This window comes from Vibrio rotiferianus CAIM 577 = LMG 21460 (genome assembly GCF_002741985.1).
Classification (GTDB): Bacteria; Pseudomonadota; Gammaproteobacteria; order Enterobacterales; family Vibrionaceae; genus Vibrio; species Vibrio rotiferianus.
In genome coordinates, this window is record NZ_APHW01000103.1 from 133,648 (window position 1) to 160,373 (window position 26,726).

Sequence of the window (26,726 nt, forward strand, 5' to 3'; positions counted from 1 at the left end):
CGCAATACTGCGCGACTGTTTTACTTTAGGGTGACATTATGGCTCCGCAATCTAATCGCAAAGACTTACATCTTGACGCTGTTTTACATCATGACATGAACATGAAAAGCAAAACGGCGGGCTTTGAGTCTATCGAATTCGAGCATTGCGCATTGCCTGAATGTGACTTTAACGACATCGATCTTTCGAGCGAGTTTCTTGGCCATTCATTAACGCTGCCGTTCTTGATCAGTTCCATGACGGGTGGCGCAAAAGATGCAGAGATCATCAACTGTCGTCTGGCAGAAGCGGCCAGTGAAATGGGCATTGCGATGGGGGTTGGTTCGCAGCGAGTGAGCCTAGAAGACAGCCTACATTCAGGTTTGGGCAAAACCATTCGTGATCTCGCTAAAGGCGTGCCTTTGTATTCCAACTTGGGTGCCGCTCAACTGAGAGATAAACAACGTCTCGATAACGCTCAACGTGCAGTCGACTTTATCCAAGCGGACGCTTTATTTGTGCATCTCAACCCTATGCAAGAAGCCTTTCAGCAGAATGGTGACCATGATTGGATTGGTGTACTTAAATCGATTGAGCAGCTAAAACAGCGCGTTGATGTCCCGATGATCATCAAAGAGGTCGGCTTTGGCATCAGTGGTGCAGTAGCCAAGCAGCTTGTGGACGCGGGTGTGGATGCGATTGATGTTGCAGGCGCTGGTGGCACGAGTTGGTCTGCGGTTGAAGGTTACTGCCAAACAGACAACAAGATGCAGCGCGCTGCGGAGCTATTTCGTGACTGGGGCATTCCAACGGCCAAGTGTCTAGAGCAAATCCACGCTCAATACCCTAACTTACCTTTAATTGCCTCTGGTGGCGTACATAACGGCTTAGAAGCGGCAAAAGCGATACACCTTGGTGCTAACCTTGTTGGCCAAGCTGGTGCGGTATTAAAAGCTGCGACAATCAGCACGCAATCTGTCGTCGACCACTTTGAACAAATGGCATTAGAGTTACGTTTAGCGTGCTTTGGTACAGGTTCTGCGAACCTTCAAGCCCTGACTCAAGCTCGTCGTCTTTAAACTAAATTACTCACATTCACTCACTTATCGATGCAGTTAGATTGAACTTGCCGAATTTTTCCTCTTTTACAGAGCAAGAGTCTATAAATTGTCTGAGTCCTAACACTTGCACTGATATTTTGGGTATAGTCCATTCATCAATTGAAAGTGGAACCTAAATTTATGAAAAAATTGGTAATGCTACTGTTAGCGGCAACAGCGCTAACAGCGTGTTCTGACGAAGTGGGTACGGAAGCTTGGTGTAAAGACATGCGCGAAAAGCCAAAAACGGAATGGACAGCGGACAATGCGGTTGATTTCGCGAAGCACTGTGTTCTGCAAGATGGCATCGGTAGCGAACAGTGGTGTGAAGACCTAAAAGAAAAACCAAAAGGTGAATGGACGGCAAACGAAGCAACAGGTTTTGCTAAGCACTGCGTGTTCTAAATTGACCGAACAAAAAAAGAGAAAGCCGAGCATTACGCTCGGCTTTCTTGTATCTGTCTGTTGACTCTCAATTTTTCGTTCCATTTTTGCAAACCTGATTTACTTATCTTTATTTCGTCTTATTGGGCTGGCATGGTTGTCGTCATTCCAATAAGAGAAGGACTAAAAAATGGAAGTACTCAAAGGCTCATGTCTGTGTGGCAAGGTGAAACTCGAAGTCGCGGATGAATTCAAATACATGGGCAATTGTCATTGCTCTGAATGCCGAAAATTTACCGGATCCGATTACTCATCGGCGGGTGGCGTTGCACTGGATAAACTGATTGTTATTGAGGGTGCGGAACATATCCAAACCTATCAGAAGAGTGCCAATACCGAACTCTCATTCTGCCGTCACTGCGGCTCTAGCCTTTATTCGAAAAAGAACAACGGTATCGTCAATGTGCGCTTGGGTATTCTTGATGATGTGCCTTCCCATAAGCCAAGCTTCCATATTTTTGTCGCATCCAAAGCGCCTTGGAATGACATTACTGATGACCTCAAGCAATTCGAAGCTGAACCTAAGCTATAAGCAGGTTTGAGGCTGAGCGCCGTACCAAATCAGAAAGCATTTAAAGTTGTGAGATAGAGCCACTCAAATGAGTGGCTTTTTGCTTTTGAGTGGCAGTAATATCCGACACTATACGGATACGGTTAAATAACATCGACAGATTTTGGGAGAACATCAGTGAGCGAAGAATACAACCAAGCCATCTCTAAGCATTACGCGGCTTATCGTCCGCCGCTGCATCAAGTCATCCTACAAGCTAATTTAGGTGCGTTACCCCAGTTTCAGTTGGGATTAGATATTGGCTGTGGAACGGGCGTATCAACACTGGCATTGGCTAAATACTGTCAGCAACTGCATGGTGTGGATCCAAGCACGTCAATGATTGAGCAAACCAAACCATCAGCAGGTATTGAGTATCATGTCGGCGATGGTGAGCATGTGCCATTACCAGACAACAGTGTGGATGTCGTGACGTTTGCAGGCTCACTTTCTTACGCAAAGTCTGTGGCTTTGGTGACTGAACTTCAACGCGTTTGCCAATCTGCAGCGCACGTTGTGGTGTACGATTTTGAAGTGTTGCTCGAAAAGCCCCTCAAGCTATTAGGCATAGAGATGGAACTGACGGAGTCCAACTATGACCATGCTATCAACTTCAGTGATTGTGACGCTTTTCAAGCGATGAAGGTTTACAAAGAGACCGTAGAGTTAGAAGTCAGCGCTGAAGAGCTGGCGCATGTGCTGTTTTCTTCTTCAAAGCGTTACAACAAGTTGGTTGAGGCATTCGCAGGAGACGACCCATTCGCAAACGCTGTTGAGGCTTTGAAGCAGCTTAGCCAAAAACACGTTATTCAAGCTGATACCTATTTCGCGATGTACCAGATAAATGCGTGAAGCTCACACCAATTAATGACTTACCAAGGCCGCTATCACTGTGGCCTTTTTGTTCCGTGAAACTTTGAAATACGCTCCGTCTTTCTTTTATATGTGAACCCCCAGACAGTTTTGAGTAAACGATGACATCTATAAGTTATTCACAATAGAAGTGAGGGGGAATTCAAATTCTAGATACGGAAGCTTGTGATAGTCTCATTTCGATTGTGGCTCAACTCATTATTTATGAAGCACTTCGCCATCACTTCATATCGAATTGTTGCTCCATCATAAACCTTTATTGATACCGAGAACTTATCGTGGCAAAAGCATTAAAAATTGAATCAGGTCACTATTTAAATATGGATCATGTCGTGAAGTTCTTACTCGCGAGCGACTCTATTGAAATTATATTATCGATTGATACTTTACCTATTTTTCATATTGGCATTGAAGGAAAGACGGGTTACGCCGAGTGTTTTGTCTCAGTAGAAGAGTTCCACCGAATTAAGCGTGAGCTGTGTGATTACATGGGAATCGATGAGCCAACGGCATTAGTTGATTGATTACCCAAAAATGACAGCAAAATTACGAGAACAGTACGCGAAGTCGCAACTTATAGTCTAACTTTTAACAATCACTGGCTAGGGTGAGCAGAACACAGCGGTGAACGTCGCCCGTTCCACTAAATACAATAAGGGACTTTATGTCTGACAAATACCGACCTATGATCCAAGACTTTTTTCAGGTATTCGAAGCCCTGAATCAATATGTCTTGGACTCTTATGGTGAATTAGCAACGTGGGAAACCCAATTAGTAAGGCTTGATATTAACCAAGGTGATAAAGAAAAGTCGTATGACGTTGCGCAGATTGCAAGCATGCTGAACGTTTCTGAGGATGCAGTAAAGTCATTCTTAGTGATATACAGCTTCCTAAGCAACAACCTTTACGATCTCATTGGTAACCGTGAATATGAAGATTGGGGGACGGACGGCGACAGCCTGCAAGTTGAGTACTCGGATCTTACTATTGAATCGTTTGATGCAGACCAAATTGCTCCGTTAATGGAACGCCGCGTCTACTTCGAGTGGACGTTTGATGCGTTACAGCGATCGTATGATGAAATGATGGCGATTAAACACGGTAGAATAGCTTAATCAGGTTAACGTATAGCTAGACAAGTCACTTTACATAAATAAAGACAAGTGCCGCTCGTTGTAGCGGCTTTGTTTTTTGGGGCTTTCAAGCGTTTCTGTTTCCTCTTCTTACAACTCTTGAATTAAAATCTCTTTGTTAATCACGTATTGTGATGATTAGCGATTTACTTGTTAGAAGAACAAATATGAAAAAGACAATCTCAACAATGGCTTTAGCAATGGCACTTGTCGGCTGTGATAACGCAAGCAAAGCCATCGACCAAGCACAAGAAGCCGCAAACAAAGCGATTGATACGGTTCAAGAGCAGATGGATTCAGTAGAGGAAGCGTTCAACCTGGACCAATTTGGTGATGCTGCGGAATCTGCAGAAGAACTTGCTGCATCGGTTGAAGAAGCAATGAATGTGGATTTCAGCGACCCTGAAGCGCTTATTGAAGCGAAAGAACACATTGCTAATGCGTACGCTTGTTTGGTGGAAGCATCTTCTGAATCGACAGTGGATAAGGTGATGGACAAAGTGATGTCATCTATCGGCAGCGAAGAAACCAAATCTCTGATTGAAGAAGGCATTGAGAAAGCACAAGCAGCGAAAGAATGCGTGATGTAATCGCTTTCAGTGAATCAAACCGATGAAAAAGGGGATAGTGTTATCCCCTTTGTTGTTTAGAAGCACCTTAATAATCAACAAAAATAGATAGAGACAATAGCAAATATAGCTTTTTAGTATCTTAGCTTTATGGTGACCACTTTCGTCAGTTTCTACGTAATAAAGTTCGTTTATTGTATTAATGGCGGTGCATCATGAATCGAGTTCACCCTAAAAAGTTACTTCGCAGCAAATGGACAGCGACAGAACCGGTAAACAAAGAAAAGCACTTCATCATTTCAGAAATGGAGTTTGATGAGGAAGGCAATGTCGTGAGATGCGTGATTGAAGCTGTCATGACCAAGCGAGAGCGCGAGTTGGATTGGCATGATCTGAAAGACACACAACAATGGCGGCAAGGATGGAAATAGCATCGGTGCGATGACCAAAAACGAGATGGAGTTAGAAAAGTCACCAAAATCAGTAGGCTCGTGGTAGAGGCTCTGCTATTAATTGGTGGGTGATTTTATTTATTCATGTTCTGAGGTAATGCCATGATCGATTTCGACAGCTCGTCGGTTTTCAAACTTAAACCGATTGAAGTTTCTAATGTACGTGAAGACTTCCACAAGTTTTTGATTGAGGGTGAGAGTATTTTCGCTGGCTTCAAAACGGTACGTGACCAAGTGGTGTTCACCAACAAGCGTGTGATAGCGGCGAATGTACAAGGGATCACGGGCTCAAAAGTCGACTATACTTCACTGCCTTACAGTAAGATCAATGCTTTCTCGATTGAAACATCGGGTACGTTTGATTTGGACTGTGAGATCGAGTTATTCCTGAGTGAAGTTGGGCGCGTACGTTTTGAGATAAGAGGTTCTTTCGACTTAGTGTCGTTCAACAAAATGATCAGTGAGCACGTCCTCGGATAGATATTAGTGAAGCAAAGTAAACGAAGCGTATTATGCTTCCTTTTTTATGCATTTCATGGTTCGTTTATAAGGTAGGAGAATGACATTCCAAAGCCTTCGCTTTGTATAACACCGCTACAAACTGCCGAAATAATCAGTTCTATAAATCAACAGATCTTGGTGTGCCATCAAACCAAAAAGAAGAAATATAAGAAGCAGACGAATGCGAGTAGCGTAGCCGAGATAATTGGGTAGATGATATAAGAATCTTGCTTGTTGGTTCGCTGGAAGCAAAGAAACGTTAGCAATACGTTGTAAATAACCAGCAGCATGCTGATCATGGTGCCGCTATTAAGAGATAAGCTCCACAATTGGGTGAGAAAGAAACCTAGCAGAATATAGTCAAATACGATCAACCAGAGAAAAGCTTTTTTAAGGCTATCCTTTTTTACAAGCTGATTGGATTGTTGATGCATATTGGAGCTCAGAAAGAGAGTTAATAATGGTAACTATAGGTTACTAGGGTCTGTTAACTTTTTGCGGTTAAATAAGCTCAAAAAGTGAACAAACCCTAAGATTAGTGACCTACATTTTTATAGCTTTTGCAAGGCGGTATTAGATTTAGTCCCATCTGACGAATAAGAAATAACTTCCTGGCGAATGACTGGTTGGTTGAATTCTGCCTTCTCTTTGGCTTTTTGCAGGTCAGAGCCGTCTTGATTTCCAAAAAAAGTCTCTAAGACTTGTGCCGCAGGCGTTGTTAGAACAAATAGTTCTATGCGACGGTTCTCGCTTGAGTCTGGTTCTTCTGGATTTAGTAAGGCTCGATCTGACATCCCTGTCACTTGCATAACTCGAGCATCCGGCATGCCCCCAGAGACCAAGGTTTTTCTCGCCATATCTGCACGGGTTGCAGATAGAGCCCAGTTAGATTGCTTGCCCGCGCGCTGTTTGAATGGCGTAGCATCAGTGTGGCCACTAATTATAAGAGGGTTTCCAACGCGCTCAAATATAGGGGCTAATGCCAATAGCAAATCCTCAAAAAACGGTGTGAGTTCTGCCCCGCCACGACTAAACATGTGCTGCTTGTAATCATCTTGCAATACCACTCGAAGACCTTGTGGCGTAACCGTGACGTTTACGTTTCCTTGGGCGCTTATCTGGGCCATCATGTCTTCAATGACTTTCGCCAGTAGAGCCAGCTGCTCTTGTGTATCAAAGTTTCCCGGGATAAGAGAGTCAATCTCTGGCCCATCTCCATCGCCTTGAAAATATGAGCTCACAACATGGTTTGAGTTATGTCTGCTTGGCACAGATGAATCCTGCGCCAAGTCGATAGGTGAAATGCTCTGTGATGTGTCAAACGGGTTACCATAACTTTGGTCAAATACACTTGAACTGTGTAGATGAGCAACAATGGCTTTCCGCTCTTCTTTATCAACAACCTGCATTACCCATAAAACGAGAAACAGAGCCATTAACGCGATCATAAAATCAGCAAACGCAACCTTCCATGCACCACCGTGGTGTTCATCATGGCCGTGATTTTTAGAACGCTTAAAGACGACATGTTCTTGTTTTTGCATTAACCCTCCTGTTCAGCCAACCATTTTTCCATTTGATTGAAAGTTGGTTTTATATCGAGCTGAATGTGTTTACGCCCAGCGTCAATCGCAAGAAGTGTCGGCTTTTTCGCGATATAAGCAACAAGCGTCGCTCTAACGCATTCAAAGGCGGACATATCGCGTTTTACACGCTGTGCCATAGCATTACTGGTTGGATCTAAAAAACAGTAACAACCAAAAATACCAATAAATGTACCAACGAGGGCCGCTGCAACGTGATAACCAATCAAGGCAATTGAACCGTCAATTGCTTGCATCGTGATAATGATGCCACCTACGGCTGCTAAAATACCGAACCCTGGTAGCGCTTCTGCTGTTCTTTGTAATGAACGAGAAGGGAGCAAAAGGTCGGTCTGTATTGCTTCGATTTCCTGTTCTAACAGTCCCTCTAATTCATGAGGCGACATTTGTCCCATTGCCATTAAACGCAAATTGTCCGTAATGAAAGAAACAAGTCTAAAGTCACGGGCTACTAATGGGTATTTAGCGAAAATTGAGCTTTGCTCTGGGTTTTCAATATGTGAATCCAGAGATTTGAAACCTGTGCTTCGAATCGTCTCTAGTAGCACTTGCAGCAGTGCCATCAGCTCCATGTAGTATTCACGTTCATCTTTAGGTGCTGACATGACCGAGCGGAGTTGAAGACGCATTTCTTTTAATACTTGAGGAGGGTTGCCGACAATGGTTGCACCAATGGCAGCACCGCCAATAATTAAGATTTCAGCGGGTTGCCAGATAGCAAGAAGGCTGCCACCTGCCCACATGTAACCACCAAAAACACTCATAATGATAATGAGTGCACCGAGGAATTTTTGCATTATTGAACTCCTAAGAAGCCAGGTAATGATTGAGTTGTTTGAGTGCTTGTTTATGCAATTGACATATCCTTGGAGGAGTCAGGTCCAATACCAAGGCTATTTCATGTAAGTTGAGCTCATGTTGGTAGAACAATGTCAGTAAAAGTTGGTCCCGCTTGGTTAGCTTTTTAACTGCAGACTCAAGGCTTCGACGAGTGTGTTCGTGCTCCATACCGTCGTAATCACCACCAAACTGAGCATGGCTGTTTGCTTCGAGTAGTTGATCGAGACTTTGCATTTCACCTGCCAAAGCCGCATTTTGGCGAGCGTAATAATCCTGCTCGTTAGTCCCAAGGGCTTTGATGATTTCCGCGTCACTCGGCGGTCTTCCCAGTGACTTAGTGAGGTCTCTGGTTACATCGTTGAGCTCATGAGCTTCTTGACGGGTTTTTCTCGATCGCCAATCTAAACGACGAAGTTCATCCAAGATTGAACCACGTATTCGACACACTGCAAAAGCTGGAAAGTTAGGGTCTTCAATATCCCCATATCGCCTGCCAGCTTCAATCAAGGCAATGAGACCAATTTGCTGCATATCTTCTATGCTGCAATGTGTTGTCGCATGTACACGAAGTTGATTCACGATACGCTTAACCATGATTTGATGTTTTTGGAGTAACTTGTTTTCATCAATCTTTTGGGCTGGCGTTTGTAGCTGCTCAGCGGTCGCATAATCCTCTTGGAAGTTCATATCTAGCATAAATGAACCCCGTTATTGCACGACGTATTTTGTCAGCAGTACATCATCGATATCACGAACAATGCTTGTTTCAGCAAAAGAGAGTAATAAGGTATCTTTGACTTCTTTCTGCAGCGCTTCTATTGCACCTGATTGCTGAAGTTCATCAAACGTTTTATCGCTGAACAGTTTGAGTAGCGAGTTTTGAATCATTGGCATGTAATTGTCAATATCTTGAATTCGCTCTGGGTTGCGGGTTTCAACCGCAAGTTCTAGCATTACAAAGTGCGTTTGCTTTTTACCTTTGATTGTCAATACAACCTTATCAAGAGGGTGAAAGCTTGGCCCTTTTACAACTTCTTCTTCTTTAGTTAAGAATGAAAGTGGAGAATTTTCGATTAGGTTTTCGAAGCTTTTCTCCTCTCCAGAATGTTTTAAGTACCAGATCCCGCCAACTACCGTGCCAGCAGAAACTAGAGCACTAGTGATGATCATTGCGAAAATTATGGTGATCATTTGTGGTTTGGTCATAACCTTATCCTCGATAACTAATTAGGCTTGGGTATTGAGCCAGTGCTCTGAGCTCATCGCTGTGAATGTATGTTGGCCGTTTGATGATTCTCTTGCTGAGAAAATTGGAGTATTGGCTTCCTCTTGAGATTCATTATGGTTTTGTTGACCTCCCCCCTCGATCTGAGCCTACGTTAACGTCCACATGAACGAAGTTCTGCTGTTGAAGCTCAGCTCTTAGGCGTTCAGAGATTTGAACCAATGCTTCTCTTGTCGCGGCTGCGTTCGCATTGATTTGAACATTAAGTCTGTCGCCCTCTACGCGAACCAAAAGATCTAATTTACCTAACTCAGGAGGGTCGAGACGGATCTTCGCTTCTTGCATATTCTGCTGAGCTTGCAAGGTCACTCGGTCATGTAAGACTTGCATCATTTGTTCACCCCATTTACCAGCTTTGGTATCAATTTGCATTGATGCCCACTCAGTGCCTCCAGATTGCAGTTTAGGAGTAGGAACGTTCGAAACATGGTTTAGTTCGGCCGGTTGAGCATTGGAAATCAACGCCGAAGCTACAAGTGCTGACTGCGGATTGTTATTGGATACAATCTGAGTTGGATTTTCTATCGAAACTGGTTTGGCACTAGCTTGTGATAGAGTCTGCAAATTGTTTACTTGAGCTTGTTGATTGTTATTTAATATTTCTTTTGTTAACGAGTTTTGATCTGATTTTTGTGACGCTGTCACATTGTGAGGGGTGAGCATTTTCGGTTCAAGTGTTAGCGTGCCCACTTTAGGTAAAGAACTCGAATCGATATTTCTTTCAGTTGCAAGTTTTTGCAGAGCCTCAGAAGTTGGTGTCAACCCAGTCAAATTTTGTGTTTCGGGTTGTGAAGAGCCGAACCCGTTTAGAGGGTGCAGATTCGCATGCCCGTCGCCTTGCGCTTCTGGAAGTCCGAACAAGCCAATTGAATGGGCAACCACCTCTGAGAATTCTTGTTGGTGCTCTATGGTCGGCTCAATTGTCTCTTCCGAATCAGTTTGGCTAAAGCTTGGTTGGGCATTAGAAAGCTGCACATACTGGCCAAAGGCTAGACTTTGCTCGGTAAAAGGTTGACCGACCGTACTTTGGCCAATTTTAGTTACTCCTGACGATTGAGAAGGGTTAGAGCTCAAAAGAGAGTGAACATTGATCATGGCATAATCTCCATAGACATTGCGAGCTCATAAGCCATTGCTCGCTCTTGCTGGGCATCAACCATTTCCATTTTTGCTTTTAGTTGGTCGGTTGCGTTTTTTAGCGCCACAAATGCCTTCAGGTGGGTAGACTTTAGGTGTGCCAGTTCATCTTGCAGGCATGGATCATTAACTAGTGTTGGATTTGCCGACAATAACTGCCTTAATTTTGCGTCATAAGCTTTCAAAGCCTCCCAATCAGAGGCTTTAGCTGAGGCTTCGATCTTTCGAGCAAACTGATTTAGATAGCCTGCTGGAACTTTATGCTTGCTTACCAAAGTTCACCCAGCCTTCTCGAATGTTTCCCATTACACGCTCTACATTAATTAAGCGTTCTGTGTCATTCTTCACGCTCGCGGTGTAGAGTTCCATCTGGCAAAAGTCGTAGAGTTGTTGAAGATTTTGTGCAACTTCGCCGCCGTTCTCTTCATCTAAAGCACTGGTTAGTCCAATTAGAATGTTCATGCATTTATTAATGCCAATACCTTTTTCAGCTAGTCGGCCAGCGGTCATATGACCTCTAACGCGCTCCAACTCGTCGAGTAAACCATCAATTAGCATCACTACTAATTGGTGAGGGTTAGCGGCGGCTGCTTGTGCATCAAGATCGACTTGCTGGTATGAGTCGTAGCCTGAATCCATTAGCATAAGTATTTCTCCTAAAAGCGTTTTAACCAAACATTGACATGGTTTGGTTCATTTGAGTCATTAATGTGTTCATTTGCGTAAATTGCTTTAGATACCGCTTGTACGAGGTATCGTATTTACGCTCTAGAGTGGCTTGCTTGTCTTCAATTCGATCGATACTAGAACGGAGAGCCTCTTTACGAGAGTTAAATAGGCCTGATGAGAACTTCAGGAACGGCTCAGCCATTTCATCTAGAGTATCGAGTAGGGCACCATCACCATTAAACATGGCTTCAATGCCCGCGCTATTTGTTTTTTGCGCTTCTTGGAATTTCTCACTGTCTACTGTTAGTTTTCCATTACGGTCTGGCGTGATCCCGATTTCACTTAATCGCATTCCATTAAATTCGCCACGTGTGATTGCGGTTAACTGGCTCTCAATTGAACGAAGAGTAGGGTCGTTGGCTAAAGCTCCACGCTCTTTGTTTTCTCCTCCGACTTGAGTGTACTCGTCAAGTGTCGAGATCAAGTTGTTGTATGTTTCAACAAACTTATCGATTTGCTCTTTTGTTCCTTCACTATCAGGGCCGACAGCTAAACTGATTGGTGCCTCGCCGGCTGTTTGTGCCTTACTTACGGTTAGATCTACACCGTCAATAACACCTTCGAATTTGTTGCTTGAGTTGGTGAGTTTTAGGCCCGTATTTTGAGCGCCCAACCAAATCACCGCATCTTGCGGTGCCGTGATCTCTTTTGTGTTGGTGAAAGCATCGTCAAACCATGCTTGTCCTGTACCGCTTGAGCTGACATTAATCGTATTTGCAACGCCCGTTTCGGTGCTTGAAAGCATAAAGTGAGTTTGTCCATTGGAACGAACTAAAGTGGCATTCACACCAGGGTTGTCATCATGGTTATTGATCGCGGTGACCAGCTCAGACATCGTTGTTTTTCCATCTCCGTCATTATCGACAGTAGAGAGGTCAACGCTCATGCTTTTACCGTTTATCGTAAAATCCAAAGTCCCGGTTGTCGGGATCTCTGTGGTTGCTTCTAGGTCAGCAGGCATCCCTGTAGATAGCTGATGAGCAGTTGCTACTTGCTCTACGAAAACTTGATAGCTACCAGATAGTGCATTCGCGTTTGCATCAGCGGTAAAAAAACCTTCCTGAGAGAGTGTCGTTGAGTTTTTTACTATGCCGCTCGTACTGCTGTTCATTCCATTAACCGCTGTGCGGAATTCACGAAGCGCGCTTTCAACTTTTCCTAGTGCAGTCAGCTGAGCTTGGTAGCGGTCAGACTGCAGCTTGTAGCGCTGTTGAAATGGCTGTACATCGTAAGTTGCCAATTGAGTGGCCATAGAAATTGGATCTATTGAACTCATGAGGTCATTCCCTCTCTCATCGTTTTCGTACCATCTAGAGATAACAGTAAAGTGAATATTTACTAATGATATAAAGGGTTATCGCAAGATGCGTGCCGATAGTTAATTTTTAATAAAAACAGTTGTTTATATTTGTTTTTACATTCTGGCGGAAGCCGAGTTTCCGCTGTTGGCATTCCGCTTTTCCTAGGCGCCAAGGTATAGCGCTTCCTTATTTATAGGCGACCTAATGGCGGGTAAAATTAATCACCTTTCGGTAGTCAGACTAAAAAAAAACCTCCCAGCGGGAGGTTTAATGGTGAAGGTTACCTTCGCTAAATTAGCGAAGTAGAGACATTGCCATGCCTGGAAGTTGATTCGTTTGAGATAGTACAGTTGTACCAGCTTGCATCAACATTTGGTTCTTCGTCATGTTAGAAGATTCAACGGCAAAGTCAGCGTCCACGATACGGCCTTTAGCAGCAGTAGTGTTCTCAACCATGTTACCTAGGTTAGTCATTGTGTGCTCTAGGCGGTTAATGTTTGCACCAAACTGTGCACGGCTTGCGCCGATATCTTCAATAAGGCCAGCTGCGCCACTGATTTTATCAAGGGCTGCTTTTGCTTTCGCTGCATCACCGATACCATCAGTAATAGCTGCGTCACCAAGAGTTGCTGCTACTTTTTTAACGCTTACCGATGCGTCAACAGCTAGAGTTTCAGCAGAAGACGAACCAATTTGGAAGTTAACTGCACCAGCTTCGAATGCGCCTGCAGTCGCTAGTAGTTTTTGACCACCGAAAGACGTGTTGCCCATGATGTTAGTTAGCTCAGCAGTTAGCTGCTTAAACTCAGTATCCATTGCTGTACGGTCAGCAGTGCTGTTAGAGCCGTTCAATGATTGAGTAGCTAGGTCGTTCATGCGGTAAACGATGTTAGTCATTTCGTCCATCGCACCTTCAGCTGTTTGCATCATAGAGATGCCGTCTTGTGCGTTACGCATCGCAACGTTCATGCCACGAGTTTGTGCTTCTAGACGGTTAGCGATTTGCAGGCCAGCAGCATCATCAGCAGCAGAATTAACTCGGAAGCCTGTGCTCAAACGCTCCATTGCAGTGTTTAAAAGACCACTTGTGTTGTTTAGCGTGTTTTGCGTAACAAGTGAAGCGTAGTTAGTATGCATAGATAAAGCCATCTTAAGTCTCCTTGGTTTCTCAATATCTTTTTCAGGCTTCGGGAAATTCCCTTGCTCACTAACTAGAGGCGGATGGTTGTTGGTGAAGATTAATTAAAAAAATAAAAAATTTTTCAATTAAATGTATTTTGCTCTGTTTTAGTGATGTCTATTCCAAAGTCGGTGCTTTGAAAGAGATAGGGGTAGGTAAATCGCTGAAATAGCCAAAATAGTAGCTTGCTCCAAGCAGGCGATAACGATTAAGTTCACTTTGGTTTGCAACTCGACTTGCTACCCATTTATAGCGGTACTTCCTTAAAAAACGAGCAACTGGTAAGAAAGCTTCTCTATGTTCTTTGTCTTCTAAGTTGACCACCATTTTGATCATATCTGGTTTAAATGAATGCACTGTATCAAGGTCAAGATGCGAGGTTGTTACCTCGAACCATAATGAAAAGGCATGTTCACGAAGTTTTTCGACCAGCTCAAAGCTCTCTTCTGTGGAGCAAAATGGTTCATCAAATTGTATTGACGGGATGATGTGTTTGAAGGCTTTACCGTGATGTTCAATGACTCGATTAAGATAGCGATTCCCGTTTGCCCATAGCAGCGCACTCATTCGAATTGGAACAACAACGTTACTGATCAAATCCGGGTGGAAGGTTTCCATTTGAAACTGAGTTTGACGGATGGCTAGATAGATACTGTAAAGGTCTAGACACAGAATCATTGTTTCAGATAAGTCAAAATCATAAATACTTTGCTCACCAGAGTGGCCAAAACGCAGCGTGAGATGCTGAAACTCGATATCGCCAGATTGCACTTGCCTAATAGCTTGGCAAGCGTGCTTTATGTCTTGTTTGGTAAAAGCGTCATAAACAATTTGGTCGTCATCCGTGACGACGCTTTGCTTCATTAACTTACACAAGTGTAAATATATTGCTTGTGCTGAAGTGAGATTAGCCAAGGTTTCCTACCACATTAATTTGTTTATTTTCTGGAATTTCATTATACGACAACACCGCAAGACCTTGCGTGAAGGTGCGCGCGTATCGAGAAAGTAATGGTCGCAATTGAGGCATCACTAATAAGATCGGTGCAAGCCCTTGTTGCTTTAATTGTTGTCTAATCAAAGGCAAGTTCTGCTGGAACTGCCCCAATATGTTGGGCTCAATAGGGAAGCTATCAAGCATGACTGGACCATTTGCTTGTGCTTGCTGTAGTGACGTCAGTAGCATTTGTTCAAGTTCATCAGACAACGCGTAGACGCTAATCTCTACTTTCTTCCCTGCGATTAAGTTGACTAACGTTCTTCGTAACGTACAGCGAACATCGGAAGACAACAAAATTGGGTCTTTAGTATTTTCTGAAGATTCCAGCATGGTGTTTGCAATACTGCGGATGTCTTTAAGTGGCACCTGATCGAGCAGCAGTTGACGATACACCTTGAGTTGTTGAGCTGGTGTTAATGCCGCTCCCAGAGCTTCTGCTAGTTTTGGAGCTTGTGCCATCAAACGTTGGTTCATTGCTTCAACGTCATCATGGTTGAACAAATCGGCAAGATTGGTTTTCATTACTTTGCTGATATGAGTTGCGATAACGGTTGAATCGTCGACAACTTGGTAGCCCATATTCAGTGCTTTCGCTTTGTCATTGTGTTCAATCCAAACGGCTGGTAGCTGGTATGCTGGGTCACTGCCCAAAATACCATCGACTTCTCCGTATGTTTCACCAACTGCAATAGCCATCAGTCTGTCTGGTTCAATAAAACCTTCTTCTATAACTTCACCATTGAGTGAAATGGTGTATTGATTTGGCTTAAGAGCTAGGTTGTCACGTATGCGCACCTCAGGAAGCAGAAAGCCAACTTGCTCAGAGAGGTTTCTTCTTACACCACGAATACGTTGTGCCAATGGCGCTCCTTGCTCTCTGTTTACAAGGTGTACTAAGCGATAGCCAAGTGACAATGCAAGCGTATGTACATGTGGAATATCATCCCAAGTAAGCGGCGCTTCTTCCTCTTGCATCGCTTGCGAAATGGCTTCTACTTGATCGAGTTGATGGTCTTGGACTGGTTTTTTTAATTGGCGCCATCCTGCAAAGCCAAGTACAGCCGCAAACGTAAAGAAAGCAAGATGTGGCATGCCAGGAACAATACCAATGATGACCATAATACCAGCAACCGTAAACAAGGTTGCTGGGGTCGCCAATAGCTGCTTGTGCATGGTTTCTGACATGTCATTGTCAGTATCATTAATGCGAGTAACGATGATAGCGGCAGCGGTTGCAAGCAGTAGGGATGGGATTTGCGCGACTAGGCCATCACCAATGGTCAGCAATGCATAGGTTTTGAATGCTTCCGAAGCAGGCAGGCCGTGTTCAAACACACCAATGCTGATACCACCAATGATGTTGATAAATAGAATCAAAAGACCTGCGACTGCGTCACCACGAACAAATTTTGATGCGCCATCCATTGAACCGTGGAAGTCGGCTTCATTCGCAACTTCTTTACGTCTTAGTCTAGCGGTTTCTTGATCAATTAAGCCTGCGTTCAAGTCGGCATCAATAGCCATTTGCTTACCCGGTAAGGCATCCAAGGTAAAACGCGCTGATACTTCTGAAATACGTTCACCACCTTTGGTGATCACAACAAAGTTAATGATCATTAAGATGATAAATACCACCATACCGACGACATAGTTACCGCCGATAACGACCTCACCGAAAGCTTGAATAACTTTACCAGCTGCGTCACCGCCGTTGTGACCTTCAAGCAATACAATACGAGTCGAGGCAACGTTTAGCGTTAGGCGTAGAAGAGTCGCAACCAGAAGAATTGTCGGGAAGATAGAGAAATCGAGTGGTCTCTTCGCCGTTGTGCTTACTAATAAAACCAGTATCGCGAGTACGATATTAAAGGTGAATAGGGCATCCAATAGCAGTGGAGGCAATGGCAAAATGACCATTGCTAACACCATCAACAGTACAACGGGTATCCCGATGTAGCCTTTTGTCGAAGTTTGGATCTGTTTTAACCGGTTAAACATGCTCTTGTATCCTTGGGTAAACGCTGGTTAATCAGTGCTGCAAATGTTTAGGAATAGAAAAAATAGGCAATGGGTGTGGTTTTTTGCCCGAGCCTTTACGAAAAGCCTTCAGTTGCAATACGTAAGTCAGAATATGAGCCACTGCAATGTAGAGCTGGCTTGGAATCGCTTGTTCAATAGCAGTGGTGTAATAGATTGAACGCGTCAGAGGTGGTGAGTTAATAATTTCGACTTGGTTTTCTCTCGCGATTCTTTGAATGTGCATGGCTGTTTCATCGACACCTTTGGCGACGACAAAAGGAGCTTCAGAGAGGCTCATATCGTACTTTAACGCCACCGCGTAGTGGGTTGGGTTAGTGATCACAACGTCCGCAGTTGGCACCATCTTATCAATTTTACGTCGGGTGAATTGTTGTTGAATCTGGCGAATACGTTGTTTAACTTCAGGTCGCCCCTCGTTATTTTTAAATTCTTCTTTAAGCTCTTGCTTTGTCATTTTGAGCTCTTTTAAGTGCTCCCATCGTTGGTAAGGAATATCGATGACACCAAAAATGAGAAGTGCAAAGCCCATCAGGAGTAATCCTTCAAACAAGATAGACATGATCATCGTTACCCCTTGATTTAGAGGCAGACTTTGCATCCCTAGCAATGGCTGAAGGTGGTTGTCTAGATAGCCGTAAAGGACTGCAAAAATTACAGTGACTTTGAGCGTTGACTTAATTAACTCGACTAGAGATCGTGTCGAAAACATGCGCTTTATACCTGAAAGAGGATTCAGCTTACTTAACTTGGGCAAGATGTTTGCTGGACGAAACATCCAACCACCTAGCACAAGTGTACTGGCGACGGTAACGATGATGATGACAGCAAACATAGGTACTAGCATTTCGATGATCATCGCTAGGCTTTGCCCGATTTGTTCCACCATTTGATTCGGTGATGCGAGATCGTCTTTGGTCAATGCCATATTGTAACGGAAGACACCCGTCATACTCTGCCAAATATTGGAGAGCTGAGAGTAGAAATAGAGAGCGACAGCCAAAAAAATAACTGCGGTCGTAAACTCTTTTGCTCTTGGGATCTGCCCCTCTTGTCTCGCTTTCTTAACTTTCTGCGGGGAGGCTTTTTCGGTTTTGTCTTGTGACGATTGATCGCTCATGCGCCCCCCCCATCATGAAGCTGTTTAAATAACGCAAAGTATCGTGTACTAGAGCTGTATACCGGCTAGGCACGCCTGAAATTGAAAGCAGAACACTAAATAGACCAAGCATCATGGTCATCGGAAAACCGAGTGCGTATACGTTCAGTGAAGGCGCTGCTCGGTTCATTACACCAAAACTGATGTTGGCGAGCAGCATAGAAACGATCGCGGGTAGGGCGAGAGCGAGAGCAGATGTAAACATCCAGCCAAATACATTTACGACCCCTTGTATAGAGAGCAAAGAGATCCCCGACCCTACGGGCCATATTACAAAGCTCTGAATCAAAATATCAATGATGAGTAAGTGCCCTTCTAAAGCCAAAAACAATAAGGTTGAAAACAGTAAGAAGACACGACCTAAGATTGCAACGGAGAGGCCATTGACCGGGTCATTCATCATCGCCATACCAAGACCCATTTGCAATGAGACGATCTGACCTAGCATGGTAAAAATGGTAAAAAGCATATGTAGAATTAAGCCGAACATTATCCCCCAAATTGCCTGTTCGAATGCAAGGAACAGTGAGGTGAGAGAAAATAACTCAACTTCAGGCATTACGGGCATTAACGGTGCCGTGATGACGACAATTGAAAGTGCGAGTAGGCTCCTGACCCAAACAGGGATAAGTGCATCCCCGAAAAACGGCATGGAAATGAAGACGGCGCCAATACGAAAAAATGGCCACCAAAGTTGACCAAGTATGACGGAAAGCTCGGCAAACGTAATGGCCATTAGCCAATCATTCCTGGTATGTTATGGAACAGATAATCAAATAGTTCCATGATTTTACGCAGCATCCAATGGCCAGCAAAAATGACCATAAGTAGAGTGACCAATAGTTTGGGAAGAAAGCTTAAGGTTTGCTCATTGATCTGAGTTGCTGCTTGAAATACTGCTATTCCGAGACCGACCACAAGTCCTGGTACGACTAAAACGGCCACCATTAAGATAATGAGCCATACCGCGTCAGAAAACAAAGTGACCGTCATTTCAGGAGTCATGATTTATTTCTCCCTGTTATCCAAAGCTTGCAGACAAGGTGCCTACCGTCATGGCCCAGCCATCAACCAAAACGAAGACCATTAACTTGAATGGTAAAGAAACGATCAGCGGTGATAGCATCATCATGCCCATTGCCATCAAAACACTGGCAACGACCAAGTCAATAATGAGAAATGGAATAAATAGCATAAAGCCAATTTGAAATGCCGTTTTTAGCTCACTTATCACAAAGGCTGGGAGTACTACTGCGAAGGAAATTTCCTCGATATTTTGATCGATAGGCTCATTAGCGATTCGCAGCATTTGCTCCAAAGCACTTTGATGGGTCTGAGCTAGCATGAAGTTCCGAACGGGCTTTTCCGCAACAGAGAATGCCCGAATCAGGGTTATTTCACCATTATCGTATGGCTGAAAAGCATTGTCGTAGATGTCAGACCATACTGGTCGCATTATCAAAATAGTCAGCGAAAGTGCGATACCGACGAGAACGCGGTTAGGAGGACTTTGTTGTAAGCCTAGTGCTTGTCTTAGTATCGCCAAAACAACGATAATCCGAGTAAAACTGGTTGCCATTAAAATAAAAGCAGGCAAAAAGCTTAACGCCGTCATTAACAACAGAATTTGAAGTTTAACGCTGTATTCTTGCTGTGTCTGACCATCTGTCACTGACAAAAACGTCAGACCACTCTCTGTTGCAAATGTTGGGAATGACATCATCCCCAACGTGCACAGTGCGATAAATGCGGCTAAGAGTGAAGGCTTTTTAAAAATGCACATGCTTTTAGGTACCACTGTTTATCGACCGACACCAGATAAGGCAGAATCAAGAACGTCGATAAGTCTTAAACCGTATTTTTCATTGATAACAACAACTTCAGCATGACCCATTAATGCGCCATTGACTTTCACGTCTAGCGGTTCGCCATTGAGTTTATCTAACTCTAATACCGTACCTTCCCCCGCTTTCATCAAATCTCCCAGAGCAATTTCTTTACTTGCGACTTCTAGAGTTACTGTCACAGGAATGTTCTTGAAGAAACTCAGATCTCGCTCAGCGAAAACCGGTGCATCTGTGGATACCTCGGTGTCCAAATCTTCAAGTTGGAAGTCGTCAAAGTTAATATCATCACTGTCGAAAGCTGTGTTTTCAAAAGATTCGCTCATTAGTGCGATTCCTTATTTTGGTTAAAAATCAATACGAGTTGGCCGTCGTTTTCTGCCACGCGACCTGAGAAAAGTGTTTGGTTACCAATGCTTAGTGGGACATTGGCAAACAACTCTATTGGAAGAATGTCTTCCGGTTGAAGCTGTACAACATCACTTAACGACATCGTCTTTTTGGCCAGTACAGCGTTCAAACGAACAGGGGTTGAGGTTAACGCCTGCTTAAACGGTTCGTTTAGATCGGACTTTGACTGAAGCTCCAGCTCGTCAATTAGGGTTTGTACTAGTTGACCGTCCAACTTCATGTGGATGGTGCCAACATGATCCTTGAACTTAATGGTTAACTGCACATGCAGGCCCACGCCGCTGGTAGGCTCAAAGCGTTCGGTTTGCCACATTTCTGAAGGTGCTAACCAGTTTCCCATCAGTTTACTGATTTTTTCTTGAATTCGGATATCACTACTGGTTAAAGACGTTGTAGAACGTTCAACAGTTGCACCATAAAATCGATCAGCAAGTTTAATCAGAGTTTCTGTCTCAGTGTGTATGTATATAAGGCCACCGCTTTGGTGCCTTAGTGTCGATGTCGTATTCGCTTCCATTTCCGATGGCGAAAATGAGTGTAACTCGACAGAATGAATCTTCGCTTCGACTTTGTTGGTTTTAAGCCAGTTTTGCAGCTCGTTAGTTAAGCCATTACAAGACTCTGAAATTAGGGCAAACAACTTTTCACGTATGATATGAATAGGTTTTCCTAACAATTCTACATTTAAAATCTGCACGTCTGAATTAGCCATTTAAACTCTGCTTCTTTATATATTTTACCTTGCGTTAACAATTGGTATTAATCGCCAGTTGCAGCGACAGTCTACACACGGTTATTTATTATTTATTAGCACGGCATTTTAATAATGTGACTTCGGTTCATATGTTGACATGGAGTTGACAAAGCTATCTTCAAATAAAACCTGAAAACAGGTACTTTGATTTATAAATAAGTTAATAATAAAAAATATTAAAATTTAACGAGCAAAGCTCGTTTTTTATACTCTCTATTACCAATAGGGAGTTAGTCAGGAAGTTATGTGGTTTACATTTCTAACTTATTGTTTTGTTAGTTTTAAATCATTGAACGGCAGGCTTGGTTGCTTAAATAACACACAACTTAAAGCGAGTGATGTTGTTTCAAAGTAGGACTTTTATATGGTTTTGTATGCCCATAATTTTAATGGTACGGCATATCTAATTAGTTTTCTTCAGTCATGGAAATGTCAAAAATATAGTGATGTAAAACGTTTTCGTCGCTGTTTATCTGCATTTTTGGCTCTCGGTTTATTTTCTGTGCCTCACCTTAATGCCTCAGAATATATTAATGTGCCAATGGATTTATCTAGTTGGTCATTTAAAGAAGGTAAGTTTGAATGCAAGTTAATTCATTCAACAGTTCCGCAGGGGAAGTTTTATTTCCGCCTATTGCCAAATGATAATGTTTCTTTTGTCGCAGAATTAAGTAGTTATGATGACAGCTGGAATAGAGCTGTACTTCAGAGTGTTACTGCGCCATGGCTGAGGGGGCGTGAATCTATTGTCATTGATACGCTTGAAGTAGCAAACGATCAGAAGAGCTTAGTCTTTCAGCGCGGTGTATCAGAGCTTTTAGAAAGTGTGCATCAAGGTCGCTGGGTTACGTTGTCACTAAGCGGAAGTAATGATTCCTTAGAGCTAACGATTCCGACAATACAAATGAAGGCATCCTTAGACTCCCTTGATGCATGTCGGTCAGAGTTGCCCAAAATGACCTTTGCGCAGGCTCGAGATGTTGTATTGCCGTTTGCTTTTGGCCAATTGTCCCTAACAGACGCTCAAGCGTACAAACTTAGCGCATTGAAGAGTTACATCATTAAAGATGCTCGTATCACTAGGATATTAGTTGACGGCTATACCGACAATGTTGGTTCCTCGGTTGCCAACCTATCCGTATCACGAAAGAGAGCGGAAAAAGTCGCAGATATGCTTGCGCAGCTAGGTATTGATAAAGGCCTGATTGAAGTAAGAGCACACGGAGCCCGATACCCAGTTGCTAGCAACAGTACTGCTGATGGTCGAGATAAGAATCGCCGCGTTACATTGCGATTGGTTCGCGATAACGAAGAAATTGTCCCACGTAATTCACGTAACACTGAGATCAACAAGAATAAGGTAATAGTGCAATGATGGCGAAAATGGAAGTTCTGTTGGTTGAGCCGAATGATGTTATTGCTCAACCAGTTTTGCATGTCTTGCAGAAGGCGGGTTATCTCATTCGTCATGCTCGTACAGGACGAAGTGCATTATTGGAAGAAAGGGCAAAAATTACTTTAGTGAGCTCAAATCTTCCGGATATGTGTGTCCGTGAATTTGTCGCTTGCCATCAAAAGCAGCGCAATTCTGGCGTTGTGATTGCGATTGTCGATCAAGAGCAAGGCATTCTTGCAGCAGAGACAATGAAAGCAGGGGCGACAGATTATTTGTTGCGCCCGTTTGAAAGTAACCAACTTTTGAGTTTACTTACTCGTGTTGAGGCTCTTGAAAAGCCACTTGCGAACATTGTTGCGGAGTCTTGGCGCAGTAAGCAGGTACTTCAGTTGGCTCATCGAGCGGCGTGTACAACAGCAAGTGTATTGATTACTGGGGAATCTGGAACTGGTAAAGAAGTGCTTGCCCGTTATGTACATGAGCACAGTTCATGTGCTGACGGACCTTTTGTCGCAGTGAACTGCGCAGCAATCCCTGAATCTATGTTGGAAGCGGTGCTATTTGGTCATGTGAAGGGAGCGTTTACCGGAGCGAGTGCTTCGCAAAGTGGTAAATTTGAAGAGGCCAATGGCGGTACTATCCTTCTTGATGAGATAGGAGAAATGTCTCCTGCTGTACAAGCGAAGCTACTGCGCGTGCTTCAAGAGCGTGAGGTCGAGAGAGTTGGTAGTCATAAAGCGATTCAGCTAGATATCCGCGTCATCGCTGCAACGAACAAAGACCTGCGAGAAGAAGTGCAAAAAGGTACTTTCCGTGAAGATCTTTACTATCGATTAGATGTCCTCCCACTTCATTGGCCACCGCTGAGAGAGCGCAAAGAAGATATCTTGCCTATCAGTCACTTTTTCATCGAAAAGTATCAAGATAAAAGCCAATGTTATTTGTCTCACGATGCTGTGACTGCCTTAAGCCAATATCACTGGCCAGGAAATATTCGTGAACTAGAAAATGTCATTCAACGAGCGTTGGTTATGCGTCACGGTGACTACATTACGGCTCAGGATCTAATGTTACCGATTGAGTTAGTGACTTCAGCCCAGCCTGTGGAACCGACATCTAGCTTTGGCCATGTTGAGGCGAAGAAGCAAGCAGAGTTTCAATTCATCCTAGATAAGTTACGTCAGTTCGGCGGCAATCGAACAAAAACAGCAGATGCGTTAGGAGTTTCGACTCGTGCATTAAGGTATAAGCTTGCGGCAATGCGTGAGCACGGAATCGATTTACAGTCGGCACTTGGCTCAGCAGCCTAAAGGAGAGAGATGATGGCTAGTCAACCACTAAACAATGCGGTATCAGCGGAGCAACTCATGCTCTCCAAGATGGAAGTTATGCGTACTCAAGTTCAGTCACCTGAATTTGTTGTCAGCGCGAATCCACTTGACGTTAAAGAATTGAATGCACCTATGTCTTTTTCTCAAGCAATGACAAGTATTCTCGATACGGTGAACCAACATCAGTCCGTTGCGAGTCAGAAAATGACAGCAGTTGAAACAGGGAAAAGTGATGATTTGACTGGGGCGATGATTGCAAGTCAAAAAGCCAGTCTGTCGTTCAATGCGTTAATGCAAGTACGTAACAAAGTAGTTATGTCATTTGAAGATATTATGAAGATGCCGGTGTAGAGAATGTCTGAACTATCGACTCAAGTGGCAGGCAACGCCACCATTCAACCTTCTGTGAGTACAACCTCTCAAACTAGCACTTTAAAAGGGATGGATGACATCTCTTTTAAACTCAAAAAACTGTGGTCTAGTAGCCAACGTAATTTGGTGCTTTCTGCGGTATTGGCCGCAATCGTGGCTGCCATTATTGTTGTTGCACTCTGGAGTTCTTCACAGAGCTTTAGACCTCTCTACAGTCAGCAAGAGCGTTTTGATATCGGTGAGATTATTTCTGTGTTGGAAACGGAAGGGATCAGCTACCGTATGCAAGAGCAAAATGGGCAAGTACTCGTACCTGAAGGTGATGTTGCCCGTATCCGAATGTTGCTCGCGGCAAAGGGAGTAAAAGCTAAACTTCCGACAGGTTTGGACTCTCTGAAAGAAGACAGCTCTTTAGGCACTAGCCAGTTCATGGAAACGGCGCGCTACCGACATGGATTAGAGGGTGAGTTAGTACGCACTATCATGTCACTGAATGCAGTATCAAATGCTCGTGTGCATTTGGCTATTCCCCGTCAGACACTATTTGTACGTCAGAATACTGAGAATCCGTCAGCATCCGTGATGTTAGAACTGAAACCAGGTGAGGATTTAAAACCTGAGCAAGTTGAAGCCATTATTAACTTGATTGTGGGTAGTGTAACGGCGATGAAACCTGAGTTTGTTTCTGTTATTGACCAATACGGACGATTACTAAGTGCTGATGTAGCTTCGCTAGAGGCGGGTAAAGTTAATGCAAAGTACTTGGAATACCAAAAGAACGTCGAGAAGCAAATCATTCAACGAGCGTCTGACATGCTTACACCGATAGTCGGGCCAAGTAACTTCCGAGTTCAAGTTGCCGCTGATATGAACTTCAGCCAGGTGGAGGAAACTCAAGAGATATTGGATAGTACGCCAGTTGTACGCAATGAACATACGATTCAAAATAATTCCATTGATCAGATTGCGCTAGGTGTTCCCGGGTCTCTGAGTAATCAACCTCCAGTGACAGGTGATAAGCCAAATACAGAGGATAGCCAAAATACCAATGCTCGCTCCGAGATCAACCGCCAATACGCGGTGGGCAGTAGCGTGCGTCGTACTCAGTACCAACAAGGTCAAATTGAGAAATTGAGTGTCTCTGTTCTTCTAAACTCTCAAGCAGCTCCAAATGGCACTGCTTGGACAGATGCAGAGAAAGCACAAATCACGACCATGGTTATGGATGCTGTCGGTATTACAGAAAATAGAGGGGACAGCTTAAGCCTAATGAGCTTTAACTTTACCCCAATCGATATTGATGCGCCGTTGGCACTACCGTGGTGGCAAGATCCGACAGTCCAGCAGCCGATCCGCTATGTTATTGGTGGCATGCTGGGTATGGCGATGATTTTCTTCGTGCTGCGTCCTCTGATTATGCATCTAACGGGTGTCGATAGAAGAGATCAAGAGCTTGATTTTGCAGAACCACAAGAAGAGCCGGTTTATGACAATGTTCAAACTCGAGAAGAGCGTGAACGTGAAGAAACACTCAACCGACGTTTGTCAGAAAAAGGTATCGCGGTGTCGTCTGGCTTAGACGTGAACAGCGATATGTTACCGCCTCCGGGTTCGCCGCTTGAAATTCAATTGAAACATCTACAGCTCATCGCAAATGAAGAGCCAGAACGTGTAGCGGAAGTACTAAAACAATGGGTAAACGTGAATGAACACAGCACAGTCGAAGCAAAAGCAGACGCTTAGTCATGTAGAGCAGACGGCTCTTGTCTTGTTAGGTATGGGTGAGGACGCTGCAGCTAAAGTATTGCAGCACTTCAGTCGTGATGAAACCCAACGAGTGACCAGAGCAATGGCTCGGTTAAGCGGCATTAAGAGTGATTCTGCACACGGAATTATCCAGCATTTCTTTGAAGATTTTCGCGAGCATAGTGGTATTCGTGGTGCTTCTAAAGAATATCTTTCGAACACGTTGCGTAAAGCACTTGGTAATGACTTAGCGAAAGGGCTGCTGAATAACCTATATGGCGATGAGATTCGAAACAACATGCAACGTTTGCAATGGGTAGATGCAGAAGTTTTAGCCCGTTTTATTGCTAATGAACACCCGCAGATGCAGGCTATTTTTCTTGCTTACTTACCCGCAGACAGTTCTTCTGCAGTGTTGAAACATCTACCGGAAGATTATCATGATGAGCTGCTCTTTCGCATTGCTCGATTACAGGATATCGACCATCAGGTAGCGGCCGATCTTAATGACCTTATCGAGCGCTGTATCGAGCAGGTATCGACCAGTCAGAGCGCGCCAATGTCGGGTGTGAAGCAAGTTGCCGATATCATAAACCGCTTCGAAGGAGATCGTGCTTCGTTGATGGAAATGCTGAAGCTTCATGATGAAGAAGTTGTTCGAGAGATTGAGCAAAATATGTTCGACTTCATGGTGCTGGGGCGTCAGAAAGAAGAAACCATGGACCTTCTGGTGCAACAGGTGCCAATGGAACTGTGGGCTGTTGCATTGAAAGGTGCAGAAATTACCTTACAACAAGCTATCAAGCGTTCTATGCCTCAGCGCATGGTTAAGGCGTTAGAAGATGATATGCAGGTACGTGGTGCTGTAGGCTTGAGTAGTGTTGAGCGCGCTCGTCAAGACATCATGGAGTTGGTCCGTGAACTGAGCGAGGCTGGTGAGATTGATTTGATCTTGTACGAAGAGCCTACAGTGGAGTAAAGCTATGGCTGATTTTAA

Annotated in this window: 31 protein-coding genes and 1 pseudogene; 14 read left to right on the plus strand and 18 right to left on the minus strand. The window is 43.9% G+C overall.

The window, feature by feature from the left end; genetic code table 11:
* Positions 1-38 precede the first annotated feature (38 nt).
* The 9 genes from fni to B853_RS19145 all read left to right on the plus strand — a co-directional run bounded on the left by fni (position 39) and on the right by B853_RS19145 (position 5,582).
* Positions 39-1,058 (plus strand): type 2 isopentenyl-diphosphate Delta-isomerase, encoded by a 1,020-nt coding sequence (gene fni / locus B853_RS19105; protein ID WP_038883778.1) that lies wholly within the window; start codon positions 39-41, stop codon positions 1,056-1,058.
* A 162-nt stretch (positions 1,059-1,220) separates the two neighbouring features.
* Entirely contained in the window at positions 1,221-1,484 is a 264-nt protein-coding gene (locus B853_RS19110) for a DUF3012 domain-containing protein (RefSeq protein ID WP_038883776.1), read from the plus strand.
* Between the two features lie 169 nt (positions 1,485-1,653).
* Positions 1,654-2,055, plus strand: coding sequence for a GFA family protein (locus B853_RS19115; protein WP_005435931.1), 402 nt, complete (start codon positions 1,654-1,656; stop codon positions 2,053-2,055).
* Between the two features lie 156 nt (positions 2,056-2,211).
* Entirely contained in the window at positions 2,212-2,925 is a 714-nt protein-coding gene (locus B853_RS19120) for a class I SAM-dependent methyltransferase (protein WP_038883774.1), read from the plus strand.
* 299 nt (positions 2,926-3,224) lie between these two features.
* Positions 3,225-3,470, plus strand: coding sequence for a hypothetical protein (locus tag B853_RS19125; RefSeq protein ID WP_038883772.1), 246 nt, complete (start codon positions 3,225-3,227; stop codon positions 3,468-3,470).
* Positions 3,471-3,610: 140 nt separating this feature from the next.
* Complete coding sequence (locus B853_RS19130) at positions 3,611-4,063, plus strand: hypothetical protein (RefSeq protein WP_038883771.1); 453 nt, start codon at positions 3,611-3,613, stop codon at positions 4,061-4,063.
* Between the two features lie 185 nt (positions 4,064-4,248).
* Positions 4,249-4,671 (plus strand): lipoprotein, encoded by a 423-nt coding sequence (locus tag B853_RS19135; protein WP_038883770.1) that lies wholly within the window; start codon positions 4,249-4,251, stop codon positions 4,669-4,671.
* Between the two features lie 194 nt (positions 4,672-4,865).
* Positions 4,866-5,081, plus strand: a complete 216-nt coding sequence (locus B853_RS19140) for a TIGR02450 family Trp-rich protein (protein ID WP_005435943.1) — start codon at positions 4,866-4,868, stop codon at positions 5,079-5,081.
* Positions 5,082-5,204: 123 nt separating this feature from the next.
* Entirely contained in the window at positions 5,205-5,582 is a 378-nt protein-coding gene (locus B853_RS19145) for a PH domain-containing protein (protein WP_010450867.1), read from the plus strand.
* Positions 5,583-5,749: 167 nt separating this feature from the next.
* Here the strand turns inward: B853_RS19145 and B853_RS26550 are convergent, their stop codons facing one another.
* From B853_RS26550 to B853_RS19235, 18 genes and pseudogenes are all read right to left on the minus strand, one after another.
* Positions 5,750-6,037 carry a hypothetical protein gene (locus B853_RS26550; RefSeq protein WP_010450871.1) on the minus strand — a complete coding sequence of 96 codons (288 nt, stop codon included), beginning with the start codon at positions 6,035-6,037 and terminating at the stop codon, positions 5,750-5,752.
* 117 nt (positions 6,038-6,154) lie between these two features.
* A complete protein-coding gene (locus tag B853_RS19155; RefSeq protein ID WP_038883767.1) occupies positions 6,155-7,147 on the minus strand; it encodes a flagellar motor protein MotB in 993 nt (330 codons plus the stop codon).
* The gene (gene motA / locus B853_RS19160) at positions 7,147-8,004 is read right to left on the minus strand and encodes a flagellar motor stator protein MotA (RefSeq protein ID WP_010450875.1); all 858 of its coding nucleotides are present in this window, start codon (positions 8,002-8,004) and stop codon (positions 7,147-7,149) included. Before motA ends, B853_RS19155 begins: the two co-directional genes overlap by 1 nt.
* 10 nt (positions 8,005-8,014) lie before the next feature.
* Positions 8,015-8,743: a FliA/WhiG family RNA polymerase sigma factor gene (locus tag B853_RS19165; protein ID WP_038883766.1), complete on the minus strand. Its 729-nt coding sequence runs from the start codon at positions 8,741-8,743 to the stop codon at positions 8,015-8,017.
* A gap of 12 nt (positions 8,744-8,755) precedes the next feature.
* Entirely contained in the window at positions 8,756-9,253 is a 498-nt protein-coding gene (locus tag B853_RS19170) for a flagellar basal body-associated FliL family protein (RefSeq protein ID WP_038883765.1), read from the minus strand.
* 21 nt (positions 9,254-9,274) lie between these two features.
* Positions 9,275-9,716: pseudogene (locus B853_RS26555) on the minus strand (flagellar hook-length control protein FliK); the annotation flags it as partial.
* Positions 9,717-10,423: 707 nt separating this feature from the next.
* Positions 10,424-10,744 (minus strand): hypothetical protein, encoded by a 321-nt coding sequence (locus B853_RS19180; RefSeq protein WP_038883762.1) that lies wholly within the window; start codon positions 10,742-10,744, stop codon positions 10,424-10,426.
* Positions 10,728-11,114 carry a flagellar export chaperone FliS gene (gene fliS, locus B853_RS19185; RefSeq protein WP_038883760.1) on the minus strand — a complete coding sequence of 129 codons (387 nt, stop codon included), beginning with the start codon at positions 11,112-11,114 and terminating at the stop codon, positions 10,728-10,730. The genes B853_RS19180 and fliS overlap by 17 nt, the downstream gene beginning before the upstream one ends.
* 22 nt (positions 11,115-11,136) lie before the next feature.
* On the minus strand, positions 11,137-12,474 hold the full coding sequence (gene fliD, locus B853_RS19190; RefSeq protein WP_038883759.1) for a flagellar filament capping protein FliD: 1,338 nt from the start codon (positions 12,472-12,474) through the stop codon (positions 11,137-11,139).
* Positions 12,475-12,793: 319 nt separating this feature from the next.
* Positions 12,794-13,648 carry a lateral flagellin LafA gene (gene lafA / locus B853_RS19195; RefSeq protein WP_038883757.1) on the minus strand — a complete coding sequence of 285 codons (855 nt, stop codon included), beginning with the start codon at positions 13,646-13,648 and terminating at the stop codon, positions 12,794-12,796.
* Positions 13,649-13,796: 148 nt separating this feature from the next.
* The gene (locus B853_RS19200) at positions 13,797-14,594 is read right to left on the minus strand and encodes an EAL domain-containing protein (protein WP_010450892.1); all 798 of its coding nucleotides are present in this window, start codon (positions 14,592-14,594) and stop codon (positions 13,797-13,799) included.
* A complete protein-coding gene (gene flhA / locus B853_RS19205) occupies positions 14,587-16,677 on the minus strand; it encodes a flagellar biosynthesis protein FlhA (protein ID WP_038883754.1) in 2,091 nt (696 codons plus the stop codon). The genes B853_RS19200 and flhA overlap by 8 nt, the downstream gene beginning before the upstream one ends.
* Positions 16,678-16,708: 31 nt before the next feature.
* Positions 16,709-17,836: a flagellar biosynthesis protein FlhB gene (gene flhB / locus B853_RS19210; RefSeq protein WP_038883751.1), complete on the minus strand. Its 1,128-nt coding sequence runs from the start codon at positions 17,834-17,836 to the stop codon at positions 16,709-16,711.
* Positions 17,781-18,611, minus strand: coding sequence for a flagellar biosynthetic protein FliR (fliR, locus tag B853_RS19215; protein ID WP_128826976.1), 831 nt, complete (start codon positions 18,609-18,611; stop codon positions 17,781-17,783). The genes flhB and fliR overlap by 56 nt, the downstream gene beginning before the upstream one ends.
* Entirely contained in the window at positions 18,611-18,880 is a 270-nt protein-coding gene (gene fliQ, locus B853_RS19220; RefSeq protein ID WP_010450901.1) for a flagellar biosynthesis protein FliQ, read from the minus strand. The genes fliR and fliQ overlap by 1 nt, the downstream gene beginning before the upstream one ends.
* Before the next feature lie 16 nt (positions 18,881-18,896).
* Positions 18,897-19,598: a flagellar type III secretion system pore protein FliP gene (gene fliP, locus B853_RS19225; RefSeq protein WP_373854405.1), complete on the minus strand. Its 702-nt coding sequence runs from the start codon at positions 19,596-19,598 to the stop codon at positions 18,897-18,899.
* A 78-nt stretch (positions 19,599-19,676) separates the two neighbouring features.
* The gene (fliN, locus tag B853_RS19230) at positions 19,677-20,045 is read right to left on the minus strand and encodes a flagellar motor switch protein FliN (protein WP_038883746.1); all 369 of its coding nucleotides are present in this window, start codon (positions 20,043-20,045) and stop codon (positions 19,677-19,679) included.
* On the minus strand, positions 20,045-20,842 hold the full coding sequence (locus B853_RS19235; RefSeq protein WP_038883745.1) for a FliM/FliN family flagellar motor switch protein: 798 nt from the start codon (positions 20,840-20,842) through the stop codon (positions 20,045-20,047). The genes fliN and B853_RS19235 overlap by 1 nt, the downstream gene beginning before the upstream one ends.
* Before the next feature lie 406 nt (positions 20,843-21,248).
* Between B853_RS19235 and B853_RS19240 the strand changes: the two genes are divergently transcribed.
* The 5 genes from B853_RS19240 to B853_RS19260 are packed head-to-tail and all read left to right on the plus strand — an operon-like array spanning position 21,249 to position 26,708.
* A complete protein-coding gene (locus B853_RS19240; protein ID WP_038882917.1) occupies positions 21,249-22,259 on the plus strand; it encodes a MotY family protein in 1,011 nt (336 codons plus the stop codon).
* Positions 22,259-23,590, plus strand: coding sequence for a sigma-54-dependent transcriptional regulator (locus B853_RS19245; RefSeq protein WP_038882919.1), 1,332 nt, complete (start codon positions 22,259-22,261; stop codon positions 23,588-23,590). Before B853_RS19240 ends, B853_RS19245 begins: the two co-directional genes overlap by 1 nt.
* 12 nt (positions 23,591-23,602) lie before the next feature.
* Positions 23,603-23,962, plus strand: coding sequence for a flagellar hook-basal body complex protein FliE (fliE, locus tag B853_RS19250; RefSeq protein WP_038882916.1), 360 nt, complete (start codon positions 23,603-23,605; stop codon positions 23,960-23,962).
* Positions 23,963-23,965: 3 nt separating this feature from the next.
* Complete coding sequence (fliF, locus tag B853_RS19255) at positions 23,966-25,726, plus strand: flagellar basal-body MS-ring/collar protein FliF (RefSeq protein WP_038882915.1); 1,761 nt, start codon at positions 23,966-23,968, stop codon at positions 25,724-25,726.
* On the plus strand, positions 25,689-26,708 hold the full coding sequence (locus B853_RS19260) for a flagellar motor switch protein FliG (RefSeq protein ID WP_010450918.1): 1,020 nt from the start codon (positions 25,689-25,691) through the stop codon (positions 26,706-26,708). The genes fliF and B853_RS19260 overlap by 38 nt, the downstream gene beginning before the upstream one ends.
* The last annotated feature ends 18 nt before the right edge of the window (positions 26,709-26,726 follow it).

Coding starts and splice junctions, on each gene's coding strand:
- fliE (WP_038882916.1), top strand. CDS start 23,603: ATGGCTAGTCAACCACTAAACAATGCGGTATCAGCGGAGCAACTCATG.
- B853_RS19135 (WP_038883770.1), top strand. CDS start 4,249: ATGAAAAAGACAATCTCAACAATGGCTTTAGCAATGGCACTTGTCGGC.
- motA (WP_010450875.1), bottom strand. CDS start 8,004: ATGCAAAAATTCCTCGGTGCACTCATTATCATTATGAGTGTTTTTGGT.
- B853_RS19260 (WP_010450918.1), top strand. CDS start 25,689: ATGAACACAGCACAGTCGAAGCAAAAGCAGACGCTTAGTCATGTAGAG.
- B853_RS19155 (WP_038883767.1), bottom strand. CDS start 7,147: ATGCAAAAACAAGAACATGTCGTCTTTAAGCGTTCTAAAAATCACGGC.
- B853_RS19245 (WP_038882919.1), top strand. CDS start 22,259: ATGGCGAAAATGGAAGTTCTGTTGGTTGAGCCGAATGATGTTATTGCT.
- B853_RS19235 (WP_038883745.1), bottom strand. CDS start 20,842: ATGGCTAATTCAGACGTGCAGATTTTAAATGTAGAATTGTTAGGAAAA.
- fliF (WP_038882915.1), top strand. CDS start 23,966: ATGTCTGAACTATCGACTCAAGTGGCAGGCAACGCCACCATTCAACCT.
- B853_RS19145 (WP_010450867.1), top strand. CDS start 5,205: ATGATCGATTTCGACAGCTCGTCGGTTTTCAAACTTAAACCGATTGAA.
- B853_RS19130 (WP_038883771.1), top strand. CDS start 3,611: ATGTCTGACAAATACCGACCTATGATCCAAGACTTTTTTCAGGTATTC.
- B853_RS19140 (WP_005435943.1), top strand. CDS start 4,866: ATGAATCGAGTTCACCCTAAAAAGTTACTTCGCAGCAAATGGACAGCG.
- fliN (WP_038883746.1), bottom strand. CDS start 20,045: ATGAGCGAATCTTTTGAAAACACAGCTTTCGACAGTGATGATATTAAC.
- flhB (WP_038883751.1), bottom strand. CDS start 17,836: ATGAGCGATCAATCGTCACAAGACAAAACCGAAAAAGCCTCCCCGCAG.
- fliD (WP_038883759.1), bottom strand. CDS start 12,474: ATGAGTTCAATAGATCCAATTTCTATGGCCACTCAATTGGCAACTTAC.
- B853_RS19170 (WP_038883765.1), bottom strand. CDS start 9,253: ATGACCAAACCACAAATGATCACCATAATTTTCGCAATGATCATCACT.
- flhA (WP_038883754.1), bottom strand. CDS start 16,677: ATGTTTAACCGGTTAAAACAGATCCAAACTTCGACAAAAGGCTACATC.
- fliQ (WP_010450901.1), bottom strand. CDS start 18,880: ATGACTCCTGAAATGACGGTCACTTTGTTTTCTGACGCGGTATGGCTC.
- lafA (WP_038883757.1), bottom strand. CDS start 13,648: ATGGCTTTATCTATGCATACTAACTACGCTTCACTTGTTACGCAAAAC.
- B853_RS19110 (WP_038883776.1), top strand. CDS start 1,221: ATGAAAAAATTGGTAATGCTACTGTTAGCGGCAACAGCGCTAACAGCG.
- B853_RS19165 (WP_038883766.1), bottom strand. CDS start 8,743: ATGCTAGATATGAACTTCCAAGAGGATTATGCGACCGCTGAGCAGCTA.
- B853_RS19240 (WP_038882917.1), top strand. CDS start 21,249: ATGGTTTTGTATGCCCATAATTTTAATGGTACGGCATATCTAATTAGT.
- fliP (WP_373854405.1), bottom strand. CDS start 19,598: ATGATGTCATTCCCAACATTTGCAACAGAGAGTGGTCTGACGTTTTTG.
- B853_RS26550 (WP_010450871.1), bottom strand. CDS start 6,037: ATGCATCAACAATCCAATCAGCTTGTAAAAAAGGATAGCCTTAAAAAA.
- B853_RS19115 (WP_005435931.1), top strand. CDS start 1,654: ATGGAAGTACTCAAAGGCTCATGTCTGTGTGGCAAGGTGAAACTCGAA.
- fliR (WP_128826976.1), bottom strand. CDS start 18,611: ATGGCCATTACGTTTGCCGAGCTTTCCGTCATACTTGGTCAACTTTGG.
- fliS (WP_038883760.1), bottom strand. CDS start 11,114: ATGCTAATGGATTCAGGCTACGACTCATACCAGCAAGTCGATCTTGAT.
- fni (WP_038883778.1), top strand. CDS start 39: ATGGCTCCGCAATCTAATCGCAAAGACTTACATCTTGACGCTGTTTTA.